Origin of the sequence: Burkholderia cepacia (assembly GCF_001718835.1) — a bacterium.
Classification (GTDB): Bacteria; Pseudomonadota; Gammaproteobacteria; order Burkholderiales; family Burkholderiaceae; genus Burkholderia; species Burkholderia cepacia_F.
Genome location: NZ_CP013442.1, coordinates 1 through 15,430 on the forward strand (window position 1 = coordinate 1; position 15,430 = coordinate 15,430).

General features: G+C 67.1%; 14 protein-coding genes and 1 pseudogene. 6 read left to right on the forward strand and 9 right to left on the reverse strand.

Annotation, left to right across the window (positions count from 1 at the left end):
• The 3 genes from WT26_RS00005 (at position 1) to WT26_RS00015 (ending at position 2,816) form a co-directional block, all read left to right on the forward strand.
• Positions 1–1,296 (forward strand): NAD(P)/FAD-dependent oxidoreductase, encoded by a 1,296-nt coding sequence (locus WT26_RS00005; RefSeq protein ID WP_069271941.1) that lies wholly within the window; start codon positions 1–3, stop codon positions 1,294–1,296.
• 225 nt (positions 1,297–1,521) lie between these two features.
• Positions 1,522–1,845 (forward strand): TfoX/Sxy family protein, encoded by a 324-nt coding sequence (locus WT26_RS00010; protein ID WP_069271942.1) that lies wholly within the window; start codon positions 1,522–1,524, stop codon positions 1,843–1,845.
• Positions 1,846–1,895: 50 nt separating this feature from the next.
• The gene (locus WT26_RS00015; RefSeq protein ID WP_069271943.1) at positions 1,896–2,816 is read left to right on the forward strand and encodes a hypothetical protein; all 921 of its coding nucleotides are present in this window, start codon (positions 1,896–1,898) and stop codon (positions 2,814–2,816) included.
• An 18-nt stretch (positions 2,817–2,834) separates the two neighbouring features.
• Here the strand turns inward: WT26_RS00015 and WT26_RS00020 are convergent, their stop codons facing one another.
• The 7 genes from WT26_RS00020 to WT26_RS00050 are packed head-to-tail and all read right to left on the reverse strand — an operon-like array spanning position 2,835 to position 9,622.
• A complete protein-coding gene (locus tag WT26_RS00020) occupies positions 2,835–3,683 on the reverse strand; it encodes a MarR family winged helix-turn-helix transcriptional regulator (RefSeq protein ID WP_230461538.1) in 849 nt (282 codons plus the stop codon).
• A 6-nt stretch (positions 3,684–3,689) separates the two neighbouring features.
• A complete protein-coding gene (locus WT26_RS00025) occupies positions 3,690–4,646 on the reverse strand; it encodes an alpha/beta hydrolase (RefSeq protein WP_231130434.1) in 957 nt (318 codons plus the stop codon).
• The gene (locus tag WT26_RS00030; RefSeq protein WP_045565554.1) at positions 4,643–5,470 is read right to left on the reverse strand and encodes an SDR family NAD(P)-dependent oxidoreductase; all 828 of its coding nucleotides are present in this window, start codon (positions 5,468–5,470) and stop codon (positions 4,643–4,645) included. Before WT26_RS00030 ends, WT26_RS00025 begins: the two co-directional genes overlap by 4 nt.
• 11 nt (positions 5,471–5,481) lie before the next feature.
• Entirely contained in the window at positions 5,482–6,750 is a 1,269-nt protein-coding gene (locus WT26_RS00035) for a Rieske 2Fe-2S domain-containing protein (protein WP_042585388.1), read from the reverse strand.
• Positions 6,751–6,774: 24 nt separating this feature from the next.
• Positions 6,775–8,076 (reverse strand): Rieske 2Fe-2S domain-containing protein, encoded by a 1,302-nt coding sequence (locus tag WT26_RS00040; RefSeq protein WP_059983910.1) that lies wholly within the window; start codon positions 8,074–8,076, stop codon positions 6,775–6,777.
• A gap of 33 nt (positions 8,077–8,109) precedes the next feature.
• The gene (locus WT26_RS00045) at positions 8,110–9,096 is read right to left on the reverse strand and encodes a PDR/VanB family oxidoreductase (protein ID WP_080485607.1); all 987 of its coding nucleotides are present in this window, start codon (positions 9,094–9,096) and stop codon (positions 8,110–8,112) included.
• 28 nt (positions 9,097–9,124) lie between these two features.
• Positions 9,125–9,622 (reverse strand): bacteriohemerythrin, encoded by a 498-nt coding sequence (locus tag WT26_RS00050; RefSeq protein ID WP_080406160.1) that lies wholly within the window; start codon positions 9,620–9,622, stop codon positions 9,125–9,127.
• A gap of 245 nt (positions 9,623–9,867) precedes the next feature.
• On the opposite strand from WT26_RS00050, the gene WT26_RS00055 reads away from it, so the two are divergent.
• The 3 genes from WT26_RS00055 to WT26_RS00065 all read left to right on the forward strand — a co-directional run bounded on the left by WT26_RS00055 (position 9,868) and on the right by WT26_RS00065 (position 13,258).
• Complete coding sequence (locus WT26_RS00055; RefSeq protein ID WP_080485584.1) at positions 9,868–11,016, forward strand: porin; 1,149 nt, start codon at positions 9,868–9,870, stop codon at positions 11,014–11,016.
• Positions 11,017–11,300: 284 nt separating this feature from the next.
• Positions 11,301–13,037 (forward strand): AMP-binding protein, encoded by a 1,737-nt coding sequence (locus WT26_RS00060; RefSeq protein WP_069269427.1) that lies wholly within the window; start codon positions 11,301–11,303, stop codon positions 13,035–13,037.
• A 32-nt stretch (positions 13,038–13,069) separates the two neighbouring features.
• Positions 13,070–13,258 carry a hypothetical protein gene (locus WT26_RS00065; RefSeq protein ID WP_059821096.1) on the forward strand — a complete coding sequence of 63 codons (189 nt, stop codon included), beginning with the start codon at positions 13,070–13,072 and terminating at the stop codon, positions 13,256–13,258.
• 80 nt (positions 13,259–13,338) lie between these two features.
• On the opposite strand, the gene WT26_RS00070 is transcribed toward WT26_RS00065, so the two are convergent.
• The gene (locus WT26_RS00070) at positions 13,339–14,592 is read right to left on the reverse strand and encodes a formylglycine-generating enzyme family protein (RefSeq protein WP_418219973.1); all 1,254 of its coding nucleotides are present in this window, start codon (positions 14,590–14,592) and stop codon (positions 13,339–13,341) included.
• A gap of 6 nt (positions 14,593–14,598) precedes the next feature.
• A pseudogene (locus WT26_RS38975) lies at positions 14,599–15,309 on the reverse strand (caspase family protein); the annotation flags it as partial.
• Positions 15,310–15,430 lie beyond the last annotated feature (121 nt).

Consider the following 15,430-nt stretch of genomic DNA (forward strand, 5'->3'; position numbering starts at 1 on the left):
ATGAACGAAATGAAGAAGGGGCCGGCATGGCCGGATTCGCTGTGGGCGGCAACCGCCGCGCCGGCGCCCGATACGCCCGCGCTCGACGCGCCGGCGCAGTGCGACGTGCTGGTGGTCGGCGCTGGCTTCACGGGCCTGTCGACCGCACTTCATCTGGCCGAACGCGGCGCCGACGTCCGCGTGATCGACGGCGCGCAGCCGGGCTGGGGCGCATCGGGCCGCAACGGCGGGCAGGTGATTCCCGGGCTGAAATACGACCCCGACGAACTGGTGCGGCGCTTTGGCGACGCGGCCGGCCAGCGGCTCGTCGAGATCGTCGGCGGCGCGGCCGACACGGTGTTCGACCTGATCGGCCGCTACGAGATCGAATGCGACGCGCGCCGCAGCGGCTGGATCCAGCCGGCGCCGACCGCCGCGATGCTCGACGCGGTTGCGCGCCGCGCCCGGCAGTGGGCCGCACGCGGAGCGTTTGTCGAGGTGCTCGACGGCGATGAAGTCGCGCGTCGGCTCGGCACGCCGGCGTATGCGGGCGGCTGGATCGATCGCCGCGCCGGCAGCGTGCAGCCGCTCAGTTATACGCGCGGCCTCGTGCGCGCCGCGCAGTCGCTCGGCGTAGCCGTGCACGGCGGCACGCAGGCCACCGCGCTGACGCGCGACGGCGGCCGCTGGCGCGTTGCCACGGCATGCGGCGCGACGCTGTCGGCCGAACGCGTCGTGATCGCGACCAACGGCTACACGGACGGGCTGTGGCCCGGCTTGCACCGGTCGGTGATCGCCGCGAACAGCTTCATCGCAGCGACGCGGCCACTGGCGCCGGACGTCGGCAGCGGCATCCTCGCGGGCGGCGAAGTAGCGTCCGATTCGCGTCGGCTGCTGCTGTACTTCCGCCGCGACAAGGCGGGGCGTTTGCTGATCGGCGGCCGCGGCCCGTTCGCCGACCCGCGCGCGCCGAGCGACTGGCGCCACCTCGAACGCGCGACGACGCTGCTGTATCCGCAACTGAAGGGCGTCCGGTTCGAATACCGCTGGGCGGGGCGCGTCGCGATCACCGCGGATTTCCTGCCGCACGTGCACGAGCCCGCGCCGGGCGTGACGATCGCGCTCGGCTACAACGGCCGCGGCATCGCGATGGCGACGACGCTCGGCAAGCACCTGGCCGCGCATCTGTCGGGCGACGCGTGCATGCCGCTGCCGCTTGGCGTCACGCCGATCCGCCCGATCCCGTTGCACGGGTTGCAGCGCTTCTATATCGCGGCCGGGGTCGCGTGGTACGGGTTGCTCGACAGGTTTTCATGAGTGTGCGGCGCCTCGCGGGTGCGGGATGCGCCACACGCACGCGACCCACGCGCTCGCGCGCGGCGCCAAGCTGACGACCGTGCGGGATAATCTGCGTCACGCGTCGATCTACCGCACGGCGACGACGTGAAACGGGCGCGCCAGCTGTCGGACGCGTTCTCGGCGGAAAAGTGACGGCGGCGCGAGCGCGTCGCATCAACCTGGCTTGTTTTTTCGAGGAAACGCATGGCATCGAGCCAAAGCACCGTGGATTTCATCGTCGAGCAGATGGCGGCGGCCGGCGCGGTATCGGCGCGCAAGATGTTCGGCGAGTACGGTATCTATTGCGACGGCAAGATGGCCGCGCTCGTTTGCGACGATCGGCTGTTCGTCAAGCCGACGCCCGAAGGCCGTGCGTTTCTCGGCGCGTGCGAGGAAGGCGCGCCGTATCCGGGCGCGAAGCCGTGTTTCGTCATTTCGGGCGAACGGTGGGACGATCGCGAATGGCTGTCGGCGCTGATCCGGATCACCGCCGCGCAGTTGCCGCCGCCCAAGCCGCGCAAGCGCTGACGCAAAAGGGGTAAGCTTGATCAGACCGGCGCCGCCGCCGGAGCATGCCAATGTCGACCGCTGAAAATACCGAAGTGAACCGATCGTTCCGACCGTTCCGGGCGGGATGCCGCGCCATCCTTGCCGCATGGTGTCTGTGCTGGTGCGCGCTGTCGTTCGGCGCGGACGATGCGGCGACGCTGCTCGACCGATACCACGACCTGTCTGAGCAACTGAAGCACAATCCGTTCCGACGTCCGCTCTACCTCGAGTCGTCGGAGGGAAATTCGACGCTGCGGGGCGACATCTACGCGGTGGTCGACTTTCCGTTCGCGGTGGTCAACGGCAGGCTCAACGACCCCGCGCGGGGGCCGGCCAACTGGTGCGACGTCCTGATCCTGCACCTCAACGTCAAGTACTGCCGCGCATCGTCGAGCAGCGACGGCGCGATGCTCGACGTCAACCTCGGCAGGAAGGTCGAGCAGAAGCTGGACGCCACCTATCGCGTGACGTTCCGTTATCGTGCGGCGCCCGCGACGCCGGGCTATTTCCAGGTCGATCTCGATGCCGACAGCGGCCCGATGGGCACGAAGGATTACCGGATCGCGCTGGAGGCCGTGCCGGTCGGCGCGTCGCGCACGTTCCTGCACCTCACGTATTCGTATGGCTTCGGCACGGTCGGCCGCATGGCGATGAAGGCCTATCTGGGCACCATCGGGCGCGACAAGGTCGGCTTTACCGTCGCCAGCACGCCCGCCGCAGCGCCGCCCGCGTATATCGGCGGCGTGCGCGGGCTGCTGGAGCGCAACACGATGCGCTACTACCTCGCGATCGACGCGTATCTCGCGACGCTCGACAAGCCGCTCGACCAGCGCCTCGCACGCTGGTTCGACGCGACCGAGCAGTACGCGCGGCAGCTTCACGAGCTGGACCGGCAGGACTACCTGCAGATGAAAGCGCAGGAGGTGCAGCGGCAGCAGAGCGCGCGGTAGGCGCCGCCGGCCCGCCGCTTACTTGCGGCTGCGCGGCGTGCGCCGCGTTTGCCTGGTTCGCGGCGCAGACGGCACGCTTGGCGCGTCGTCGAGTTCCTGGAGCGCGGTTTCTTCCATCAACGCCAGCGTGCGCAGGCAGAATTCGTTGCCGGCTGCGCGCTCGGCATCCGAAAAATGCGCCATCGCCGGTGCGATCGACGATTCGTTCGCGAGCTTCACGACGGCCTTCTCGACGACGTCGAGCCCTTTCCTGGTCAAGTGGACGATGAATCCGCCGGCGTGGCTCGGGTCCGGCTGACGTTCCACCATCCCGAGGCTCGCGAGGCGGTCGATCTTCTTGGTGATCGCGCCCGACGTTACGAGCAGCGCGCGGTACAGATCGGTCGGACGCTTCGCGTACGGGTGCCCGCTGCGGCGCAACGCGAGCAGCACGCGCATGTCGGACCCGCTGATGCCCCACATGCGCTGGCACATCTTGTCGAACGACTGCTCGACGAGCGTGCCGAGCCGCATGAAGTAGATCGCCAGCAGGAAATTCGAAAGATCGAGATCGCTGCGCTCGTGTTGCCATTGCAGCGTGATCAGCTCGATCAGGCTGTTACGCGGAAGACTCGGCTTGGGGGCGAATTCTGTCTGCGTCGAAGCTTTTTTTGCCCCGGTTCGGGGGCGGGCGGGCTGCTTCGCGTCTGCGGTGCTCATCTCGATGACTTCCTTGGAAGGGCGTGCGACCGGATCGATCGTAAAGGGGCGGCCGGCATCGCTGTCCGCCATTGTACGTAAGTTTCCCGGCGTCGCAGCGCTTGCGCCGGCCGCCCACGCCGGTATGCCCGGATACCCCGCCCGTCGAGTGCAATCGCACGACCGCATGCATCGCTAACCGGCCTGCACGGCGGCACGCAGCACGTCGGCAACCTGCCGCTGGGCCAGCGCGGCGGCGTCGACCTCGCCGCGCATGCCGTAAAACGTGTGCAGCATGCCCGTATAACGCACGCACGTCGTCGGAACGCCTGCTTCGGCGAGCTTGCGCGCGTAGGCTTCACCGTCGTCGCACAGAACGTCGCACTCGGCGGTGATCACGAGGGCCGGCGGCAGGTTCGCGTGGCTGTCCGCATGGAACGGAGACAGGGTCCAGGTCGACGGCGATATGCCGTGATCGAGCGCGTACTCGCGGAACGCATGCGCGACGTCGGCGGTGCGCTGCACGAAGCCTTCCGCATAAACGGACAACGACGCGCGCTGCTGACGAGCGTCCGTCGCCGGATACACGAGCGCCTGCGCGAGCAGTCGCGGCCGGGCCTGCTCCCGCGCGAGCAGGCACACGACGGCGGCGAGATTGCCGCCGGCCGATTCGCCGAACACCGTCAGTCGACCGGTCGGAAGCCCGTGCTCGTGACCGTGCCCGGCGGCCCACAGGGTCGCCGCCCACACGTCTTCCAGCGCGGCGGGGAACGGATGCTCGGGTGCGAGCCGATAGTCGACGCTGATCACGGCCAGCCCGGAGTCGTTGGCCAGATGCCGGCAGACGGCGTCGAAGCTGTCGAGATTGCCCATCCGCCATCCGCCGCCGTGAAAGGCCATCGTCACCCCAACGGCGCCGCCGGGATGGTAGATGCGCACCGGGATGCCGCCGCCCGGGCCGGGAATCGCGAGGTCGAAGACCTTGTCGATGCGGGGGCCGGGCGCCCGCGAGGCGGTGCGCGCGGCGATGCCGGCGCGTGCCTCGCCGGCGCTGATCTGCGCGAGGCTCGGCCGCGCGGCGGCCGCGTCGGCGAGTGCACGCAGCGACGGATGAATCCGGTCGCGTAGGGACGAATGTGTCATCGTGGTCATGGGGTGGGCGTTGCCGACGGGGCAAACGTGATGGCGGGAATGGCGGCTTTCACACTGAGGCCGCCATCGACGGTGACGATTTCGCCGGCCATGTGGGCGCTCAGGTCGGATGCGAGGAACAACAGGTGGCCCGCGATTTCGGCGGGCGTGGCTGCGCGCCCGATCGGAATCGCATCGCCGACCCGCGTCCAGGTCGCTTCGTCCAGACGCTGATTCAGTCGCGGTGTGCGGACGAACCCCGGAGACACCGCGTTGATGCGCACGTTGTACGGCGCATACTCGACGCCCGCGCAGCGCACGAGATGATGCAGCGCGGCCTTCGATGCCGCATACGCGACCTCGTTCGGCACCGAGCGATCGCCGGCGAGCGAGCCGACGAACGCGAACGTGCCGCCGCCGTCGGCCTTCATCATCTCGCCGCCGATCTGGAGCGCGAGGTACGCATGGCGCACGACGATGTCGAACTGCTGATCCCACGATGCATCGTCGACGGCGGCCAGCGGCTTGATGCCCGCAACGCCGATGATGTCGACGACGCCGTGGATGCGGCCGAAGTGCTTGCGTGCCGTGTCGAACACGCGCTGCATGTCGGTGCGCGACGTTGCGTCGGCCACGCAGGGAATGCCGCCAGCGGCTTCGGCAATGCGGTGGGCGAGCGCTTCGTCGCAGTCGACGCAGAGCACGCGCGCGCCGGCCTGGGCAAGCGCGTGAACCGCCTGCTCGCCGATGCCCCGGCCGGCGCCGAGCACCACGAAACCGCGTCCGTCGAGCCGCAGCAGCGACAGGTAGTCCGGTGTGCGGCTGCCCGTTTGATCGTTCGTCATCAGGGTTCTCCTCAGGCTTCGATGGTTTCGCGATGCGCCGGCAGCAGATCCTGCCAGGCCGCACCCTCGGCGAGCGGCCGGTCGCACGCGCTGACGCCGCGCAGATCGAGGCCGAGCGCCACCGGCTGCTCGTTGTTCATCACGCGCCTGACCGCGGCCAGCAGCACGCGGCGCACGCGCACCACGGCCTGGTCCGCGGGCACCAGATGCTCGCGCGAACGGTCGTAGAGCGGGCCCTGGGACAGCCCGATCGTCGCGTCTTCGACTTCGACGCCGCGCAGGCCGGTCCAGTTTTCCTTCATCAGCGCGCGGCTCTGGCCGAACGAATCCGCCCAGCTCGCGTTGAACGTGCAGTTCTTGCGATCGTAATACTTCGGATCGTCCAGGCCGAGCAGCGCGATGATCTTTTCCTCGGTGACCGGCGAGTCGCCGTGCACGACGATGTAGGTGCTCGTGTGCGTGTCGTCTTCGGGAACCTCGAGCACCGTGAACAGGAACGCCGGCGCGGGAATGATGCGGCCGTACGGCACGATGAACGGAACGACGCGCGCGTTGCGCACGCCCGGCTCGTCGGTCTTGCGCAGCGCGACGTAGTGGAAGCCGAACGCCGTGTCCTCGATCTTCAGCGACGGTTCGAGATCGTTCGACGCGAGCGCGGCCGGATTCACGACGTCCGGATTGCGCGTGAACGCGTCGTCCTTCCAGCCGGGCCGCGCCATATTGGTGTGCAGCACGCCTACGTGCGAGCTGTCCTCGCCGCCCTCGACCAGTTGAAGGTAGTTGCACGCGACGTTGATGCGCAGCACGACGCGATGGCTCGGTTCCGCATCCATGAATGCGTAGCGCGAGAACACGGGTTCCTGCTCCTTCGGGCCGACGTATGCCCAGACGATCCCGCCGGCTTCGCGCACCGGGAACGCCGGCGCTTTCATCCGCGCCGCATACTTCGGATCGGCATGGTTCGGCGTTTCCATCACGGCGCCGGCCACACTGAACTTCCAGCCGTGATACAGGCAGCGAATGCCGCCTTCCTCGACGCGTCCGAGCGCGAGCGATGCGCCGCGGTGCATGCACAGCTCCTCGAGCAGGCCGACCTGGCCGTTCGTGTCCCGGAACGCGACGTATTGCTCGCCGAGCAGCCGCACGCGCAGCGGCGCGCAGTCCGCGCCGGGCAGTTGCGCGGACGTGCAGACCGGATGCCAGAAACGCCGCATCAATGCGCCGCCGGGCGTGCCTGGGCCGACGCGGCACAGCATCTCGTTTTCTTCATGGCTCAACATATCGAACTCCTCTTCAAAGCCGGGTTATGAGTTGCGCTGCGTGCGCGCGCCGGACGGCGAAACGATCCGGTGGTGCGGAACCAGTTGCCGCCAGTCCTCGCCCGGACCAACCTCTGCGGAGATGCCGATCGCGCGGCCCGATTCCGCGCGCAGCGCCGGAATGTCCTGCTGATCGCGCTGCGCGCGCGCGCACGCGAGCAGCGTGCGATGAAGGCGGCTGATCGCGAGATCCGCGCTCGACAGCATTTCCTGCGACCGGTCGCGGATCGGGCCGCTCGAGATGCTGCAAGCGGCGTCTTCCTGCGTGATGCCGTCGAAGCCGGTGAAGTGGCCGTTGCGCTGCGACTGGCGATCCTGCCGGTAGCCATTGACGAACGACATCGCCGCCGGCGAGTCGCAGGTGTCGAGCGTCATCCCGTATTTGCGCAGCGTCGGCTCGTCGAGGCCGACGAACGTGAGCTGCGCGCTGCGCAGCGGCTCTTCGCCAATGGGCTTCTCGGCATCCCACCACACGTGGAAGAAGTAGCAGCGCTCGTCGTTGATCGGGACCGCGGCAAGCCACACGTCGCCGTTCGCGTTGGCGATGAAGCTCGGCGCGATGAACGACGTGACGCGGGCGATGCGGTTTTCGCCGGCCTGACGGATCGCGACGTAGTGAAAGCCGAAATCCGTTTCGTCCGCCTCGATCGTCGGGGCGGCGTCGAACTGCATGTGCGTGATCTTTCCCGCGTAGTCCAGGTTGGAGTGGTTGGTCTGGGCCAGTGCGGAGCTGTGCAGCACGCTCAGATGCGACGAGTCGACGAGCCCCTCGATCACCTGCACGAAGTTGCAGTTGACGATCGCGCACACGTTGATGCGATGGGAATCCGGCTGGTCCATGAATGCCCGGTGCGGGAACGGCGGCTCCTTGTCCCGCGGGCCGAGATAGGCCCACATCAGGCCGCCCGCTTCGCGAACCGGGTACGTGCGGCCCTTGAGGCGCTCCTTGAATTTCGGATCGGGGACGTTCGGCGTTTCGAGCACTGTCCCGTCCACCGCGAATTTCCAGCCGTGATAGATGCAGCGCAGACCATCGCCGTCAGCGCGGGCGAGCTGCATCGACGCGCCGCGGTGCAGGCAGCCCTCGTCGTAGAGGCCGGGGCGTCCGTCCTGGTCGCGCCAGACCACGAACCGCTGCCCGAGCAGCTCGATCGTTTTCGGGTCGCCGTTCGGCCGCGGGAGGTCGGACGACTGGATCACGGGCAGCCAGAAGCGGCGCATCGCACCGCCCATCGCGGTGCCCGCGCCGGTGCGGCACATCAGTTCATTGTCCTGCTTGGTCAACATGTCAATCTCCTCAGGAGAGCGCGCGCGGCGGCGTCAAAGATCGAGGACCAATCGCGCGGATTTGGCACGCGAGCAGCACGGCATGAAGCAATCGTTGCGCGCGCGCTCGTCGTCGGTCAGGTAAAGGTCCCGATGGTCGGGTTCGCCGGCCAGCACCGTGGTCATGCAGGTGCCGCAGACGCCTTGCTCGCAGGACAGCGGCAGGTCGAATCCGGCATCGAGCAGCGCGTGCGCGACGCTCTGGTCGGCCGCTACCTCGATGACTTTGCCGCTGCTGTGGATTTCGACTTCGAACGGTGCGTCTTCGTCCGACGACTCGACCGGCGCCGCCGCGAAATATTCGCGATGCAGATGCGCGTCGTCCCAGCCGAGCGTGCGCGCGGCCTGCAGGATGTGATCCATGAAGCCCGTCGGCCCGCACACGTACAGGTGCCGGTCCCCGGACGGCGCGCCGATCGCGGCGCGGGCATCCAGTTGCTGCTCGGTCGGACCGTCGTCGGCGTGCACGTGCGCCTGCGTGCCGTCCCCGATCTGCCGCACCTCGTCGACGAGCGCCATCCGCGACAGCGAACGGCCGTAGTAGTGCATCTCGAACGGCCGGTTCTCGCGCGTCAGTTGCCGGGCCATGCAGAGGATCGGCGTGATGCCGATGCCGCCGGCAAACAGGATCGACCGGTCTGGGCCGTCGTGCAGCGCGAAGTGATTGCGCGGCGCGCTGATCGTGAGCGTATCGCCGGCCCGCACGCTGTCGTGAAACGCGACGGAGCCGCCGCGGGATTGCGGATCGCGCAGCACGCCGATCCGGTAGCGCTGCCGGTCGTCCGGCAGGTCGTAAAGGGAATACTGGCGCACCAGTCCGCCGGGCAGATGCACGTCGATGTGCGCGCCGGCCTCGAAGCGGGGCAACGGCGTGTCCGACAGCGGTGCGAGCTCGTAGCCGTAGATGTCTTCGGCCAGCCACGTCTTCGCGCAGACGCAGACTTGCAACGTGGCGTTGATGGGGGTGTGGGACGTTTCCATGACGACTTCCGGATAAATGACGGACATTTCAGGCGGCACGCTGCAGGTGGCGCCGGATGACGACCGGGGCCGCACCCAGTTGGCGCTGAATCAGCCAGCGCGCAAGGCCCATGTCCATGACGCGCACATGCTCGGGAAACCAGTCCGCGAGCGCGCTCGCAAACGCGCGGACGACCTGCGGGCGGCCTTCGGCCAGCGCGGCGCGCACCGCGTCGAGCGACCGGAGCACGGCGGCGTGCTCGTCGATATGGCAGCCGGCCGATCCGTAGGCCGTGTCGCGCATCGCGTCGTCCTCTTCGCCGAAGTGGCGGCATGCGTGCTCGGCAAACGCTTCGAGCGCGGCCGCGAGGTTGGCGTCGGCCGTCGTGAGCAGCGTATCGACGCATTCGACGAACTCGTGATGCGTGTCGTCCATCGACCGATGGCCGAGCGCGTAGTCGTCGGTCCAGACGAAGCCGGCGGCTTCGGCCGGCAACGGCGTGCCCCGGGATCGGGTGGCCGCCTGGTGATCTCCTGATTCTTTCATTTCCATGCCTCGTTCCATGATACGGATCAGACGAATCACATTCGTCTTCCATGGAAGGTAAATGCCCGGGCGATGGATGTCGAGGTAGGGAAAACTATGACGGCGCTCATTTTCTGGGAATGTGCCCGCAAATGCGCCGTTCTGAGATAAGCATAGGGGTAACTCACGACCCGGTTGTCGATTGACATGGAAGATGATGGATTTGTATCTTCCAAGGAAGATGATAACTACATGGAGGTTGCGGAATGAATCTTCGGATAAAAGGGTTTGGAGAGGGGTTTGCGCGGCGCACGGCGTTCTGGTGCGGTCTTTCGACGCTCGCGGCGTGTGCGTCGGGAGCGGCACACGCGCAATCGAGCGTGACGCTGTACGGGATCATCGATACCGGCGTCGAATACGTGACGAACGTCGGGCCCCGGAAGCAGAGTGTGGTGAAGGTGCCGCAACTCACCGGGTCGCTGCCTTCGCGGTGGGGCATTCGCGGCAAGGAGGATCTGGGCGGCGGCTGGAGCGCGGTGTTCGTGCTCGAGTCGGGCTTCTCGCCGGGGCAGGGGACGCTGAACCAGAGCGGCCGCCTATTCGGCCGGCAGGCGTACGTCGGGCTGTCGGGGCCGTGGGGCACGCTGTCGTTCGGTCGTCAGTATTCCCAGATCTATCTGGCGCTGCCGGGCGATACGATGGGGCCGAACATCTATGCGGCGGGGCTGCTCGACACGTATCTGGCCCAGGCGCGTCTCGACAACGCGATCGTCTACAGCTATTCGTCGTCGGGCCTGACTTTCGGCGTCAGTTACTCGCTCGGGCGGGACGCGGTGGCGCCGGCCGCCGCCGGCGGATGCGCGGGCCAGTCGCCGGCCGATTACCGCGCGTGCAAGACGATATCCGCGATGGTGAAGTACGAGGCGGCGAGCTGGGGTATCGCGGGCGCGTTCGATCGGAACTACGGCGGCGGCGGGGCCGGCTCGCCGCTGCCGAGCAGCGCGCAGACCGATACGCGAGCCGTCATCAACGGCTACGTGAAGTTCGGCACGGCGACGATCGGTGGCGGTTTCCTGCACCGCATCAATCACGGGGAGCTGGCGCCGGGCGTCGTCGATGCGAACAGCAATTTCTGGTGGCTCGGGGCGACCTATCTGCCGGTTCCGCAGATCGTCCTCGACGCGCAGTACGGCCATCTGACCGTGAGCGGACATGATGCCGGCGCTTCCGTGATCGCGGCGCGCGCGATGTATCTGCTGTCGAAGCGCAGCGCGGTGTACGTGACCGCGGGGCACATATTCAATCAGCGCAGCTCCGTGCTCACGATCGACGGCGGCACCGCCGGCACTTCTTCGTGGCCGGCGCCGGGCGTGGATCAGACCGGGGTGATGCTCGGCATTCGCCATACGTTCTGAAGAATCGGCGTACCCATTGCGATGCGTGTGACGTCGAAGGACGTCCATCGGGAAATCCTTGTGCTACCGGAATTCCTTCCTCGGATGACGTAGTGTCGACCGCCAATAGTGTGTCTGTGCATCATTATCCGCTGTTTGTTGGACGAGATGAGCGGCGGTATGTGAGTAAAATCCCGACTTGACGTCTTCCAAGGAAGATATGAGGATCGCTCTGGAAACCTATCGGAGAGAGACCCACGCGACAGGCGTGGCGACCTTTCGCCGGTGAAACTCTGGAGACAACCATGAAGATGCCGTCTGGAACATCCGGGCCTGCCGCCGGCGCGACGCTGCCGGTCAGTGGGCTGTCCTACGTCAAAGGTGACACCGGCTCCGCGCTGAGCGAACTGACGGTGCCGGCACTGCTGGCCGAGACCGTGGAGCGCCACGGAAAACGTCCCGCCGTCGTATTTCGCGAGCAGGGCGTTCGCTGGAGTTGGCAGGCGTTTTCCGACGAGGTCGATGCCATGGCGGCCGGCCTTCATGCGATGGGGCTGCGCCGAGGCGACCGTATCGGCATCTGGTCACCCAACCGGTTCGAGTGGACGGTGACACAGTTTGCGACCGCCCGGCTCGGTCTGATACTGGTCAACGTCAATCCGGCCTATCGGCTTGCGGAGCTTGAATATGCGCTGAACAAGGTGGGCTGCAAGGCCATCGTCGCGCCCGAGTCATTCAAGACATCCCGTTACCTGGAAATGCTGCAAACCCTGGCTCCCGAACTGCGGCACTGCGAACCCGGCGATTTGCGTGCGGCAAAGCTGCCCGCGCTGCGATGGGTGATTCGCATGGAGGACGTATCCACGCCGGGCATGCTGACGTACCGGCAGGTGCTCGAGCGTGGCGCGGGCGTATCGGTGGGCGAGCTGGATGCGATTGCCGCGGGGCTCGATGCCAACGACCCGATCAACATCCAGTTCACCAGTGGCACCACCGGCGCGCCCAAGGGCGCCACCTTGACGCACCGGAACATCATCAACAATGCACGGTTCGTGGCCGCGGCCATGAACCTGCGGGAAGAGGATCGGCTCTGCGTGCCCGTGCCGCTGTATCACTGCTTCGGCATGGTGATGTCGGTGCTGGCGTGTACCGTCAGCGGCGCGTGCATGGTCTTTCCGGGTGAGGCGTTCGATCCGTTGACCACCATGGCGGCCGTGAGCGAGGAGCGCTGCACCGCGCTGCATGGCGTCCCGACGATGTTCATCGCGCAGCTCGACCACCCGGACTTCGATCGATACGATTTCTCCAGCCTGCGCACCGGCATCATGGCCGGCGCGCCGTGCCCGATCAAGGTGATGAAGCGGCTGGTGGCGGACATGCGCATGGCGGAGGTCACCATTGCCTACGGGATGACGGAAACCAGTCCGGTGTCGTTCCAGAGCGCCACCGACGATCCGCTCGACAAGCGGGTCTCGACGGTCGGGCGCATCCAGCCGCACCTCGAGTGCAAGGTTGTCGACGAGGACGGGAATGTCGTGCCGGTTGGAGAGACGGGCGAGCTGTGCACGCGTGGCTACTCGGTCATGCTCGGCTACTGGGATGACGACGCGCGAACCCGGGAATCGATCCGCGACGGCTGGATGCTCACCGGCGACCTGGCGACGATCGATGCCGACGGCTACTGCAATATCGTCGGGCGTGTGAAGGACATGCTCATTCGCGGAGGCGAGAACGTCTACCCGCGCGAGATCGAAGAGTTCCTCTTTCGCCATCCGAAGGTGCAGGCCGTGCAGGTATTCGGGGTGCCTGATCAGAAATACGGCGAGGAGATTTGCGCGTGGATCGTGCTCAAGCCGGGCCAGGATGCCTCCGAGGACGAGATCCGTGCCTTCTGCCGAGACCGGATCGCGCACTTCAAGATCCCGCGTTATATCCGCTTCGTCGAAGACATGCCGATGACGGTGACCGGAAAGGTGCAGAAGTTCGCCATGCGCGAAAGCATGATCCGGGAACTCGATCTGCACGCAAGCAAGACTGCCTGAGCCCCCGCACCACCCATAGCCAGGAGACGAACATGAAATCCATCCGTTTCGAGCGTCACGATTCCGTCGGCCACATCGTGCTGGCGAATCCGCCGCTCAACCTTATCGCCACCGAGTTCTCCGAACGCCTGAGCGAGGCCGTCCACGAGGCCAGCGAATCGGAAATCCGCGCGCTCCTCGTTATCGATCATGTCGCCTCGGTCGGACGAACCCGCGCGTGACGTGCCCTGAACCGCCGGGAGGGCTGAGCTCCGGCCCTTCCAGTCTTTCCGTGCCATTTGCCGGCCAGAGCGATATCGCTCTACTTCATGTCCCTGGCCACGCGAAACCCGTTTGCCGAATACCGCACGCTGCTGTCGTATTTGAAGCGTGTAGAAACCGGCATGTAGCTCGCCCCATCCCGCCACGAGCCGCCGCGGATGACGCGTACCTGGCAATTCGGCTCGTCCCACGAGCGGCCGTCGGCAGGCGCATTCTTGTACGAGTTGTGCCAGCAATCGCTGACCCATTCCCATACGCCGCCACCCATGTCGTAGAAGCCGAGCGGATTGGCCGCGAACGACCCGACGTTGTCCGGCGCCTCGGCGTGCCACGGCGGCCCACAGTCCTTGCAGTTCGCGTTGCCTGGGCGCATGTCGTTGCCCCACCAGTAGCGCGTCGCGGTGCCGCCGCGCGCCGCGTATTCCCATTCGGCCTCGGTCGGCAGCCGGTAGGACTTGCCGCTGATTTTCGACAGCCACTTTACGTACTGTTGCGCATCGTCCCAGCTCAGGTCGCGCACGGGCGCGTTCGGCGCCGTGTTGCTGTCGCCGGGCAGGCGCGGGCAGGCGCCCGCATCGCGGCACGTGTTCCACTGCGCGACGGTCACCACGTACTTCGCGAGCGCGAAGGAATGATCGAGCGTCACGCGATGCGCGGGTTTTTCCGACGGATCGCCCGAATTGCTGCCCATCGCGAATGTCCCCGGGCTGACCGCCAGCATGGCGGGGCAGGCAGGGCAATCCCGGATTTCATTGGCGGCCGTCGCGACGCCTTTCTGCTGCGGGGCCGACGGGGCCGCCGCTGCGGCGGGAGGCGGCGCTTTCGCCGGCGAGCCGGGCGTGTGCGCAGGCTGTGCCGCTGCTGCTGATGCGGGCGCTGCTGATGCCGGCGCTAGCGCCGGAACGGGGGCTGGCGTGGGGCTCGCCGTCTGTGCAGGCGCGGGCGCCTTGGGCGCGGCGGCTCGCAGTCGCGCAAGACGGGCCTGCGCCAACGACGCGAAGCGGCCGTTCGGGTAGGTCTTCAGATAGGCTTCGTAGTCGCCCGCCTCCTTGCTGTCCTTGATCGATTCCCAGAACGTGATTTCGTACTGCTCGGCGCTGTCTTTCGGCATCACGCCACGGCTGTCGAACGCGACGACGCCGACGTCGGTCAACACTTCGTCGCCGGCATGCCCCGCGCCGGTTCCTGCGCGACGGGCCCCGGGGAACGCTAACGTCGTCGCCGCATCGGAAAGGGCGGAAAGGGACGAGGCGACCCACGGCATCTGCCGATGCCCGGTGGCGCTTTCGACCATCGCGCCTGCACGGTCGAACACCTGGGCGATGCCGAGTCCCGGCAACGCGAGCGTTTGCAGCAGCGCCGCCGTGTAGACACCATGCGTTGCACCGTCGGCCGCGTTTGCGCCGGGCGCTGCCGCGTAGGCGACGAGCGTGTGCGGCGGCGGCGGCTGGCGGGCCGCCATGTTGCCGGCGCCGGGTGGCGCACTCAGGCAGGAATCCAGAATGATCAGATCAATCCGGTCGCCATGCCGACGCGACGTCGCATCGAACACGGTTTGCAGGTCGATGCCCGTTCGCGACAGGCCGGCCGGAGAGGCGACGTCGGCATCGATCGGCGCGAGCCACGTCGTGCCGCCGACGCTGGCGCCGTGGCCCGCAAAATAGACCAGCCCTGTGCCGTCGGCCGCGATGCGGCGCTCGAACGCGGCAAGCCCGTCGAGCATTTGCTGCCGCGTGGCGTTGCGCAGCGTGACGACGTCGAAGCCGAGGGCCCGCAACGCATCGTGCATCGCATCGGCGTCATGGACGGGATTGGCGAGCGGATGGCCGCGATACGCGCTGTTGCCGATCACGAGCGCGACGCGACGCGGTTCGACGGACGGGGGGCGCGCGGACGCTGCGGGTGGCGCGGCAAACGGATGCATGTCCTCGCCGGAGCAGACGCTCGATGTCACCGCGATCGACGCAAACAGGCATGCGGGCAAGAGTATTCGCCACATATTCAGCCCCATAGGGTCTGCTTACATATGGAACGCACATGCGTTGCCACGATGCCGGCCTGCGGCGGGCACGGGCACGGCCAGGACACATTCAAGATAGCACGCGCATTCGGCGGCGATCACCGGAACCACC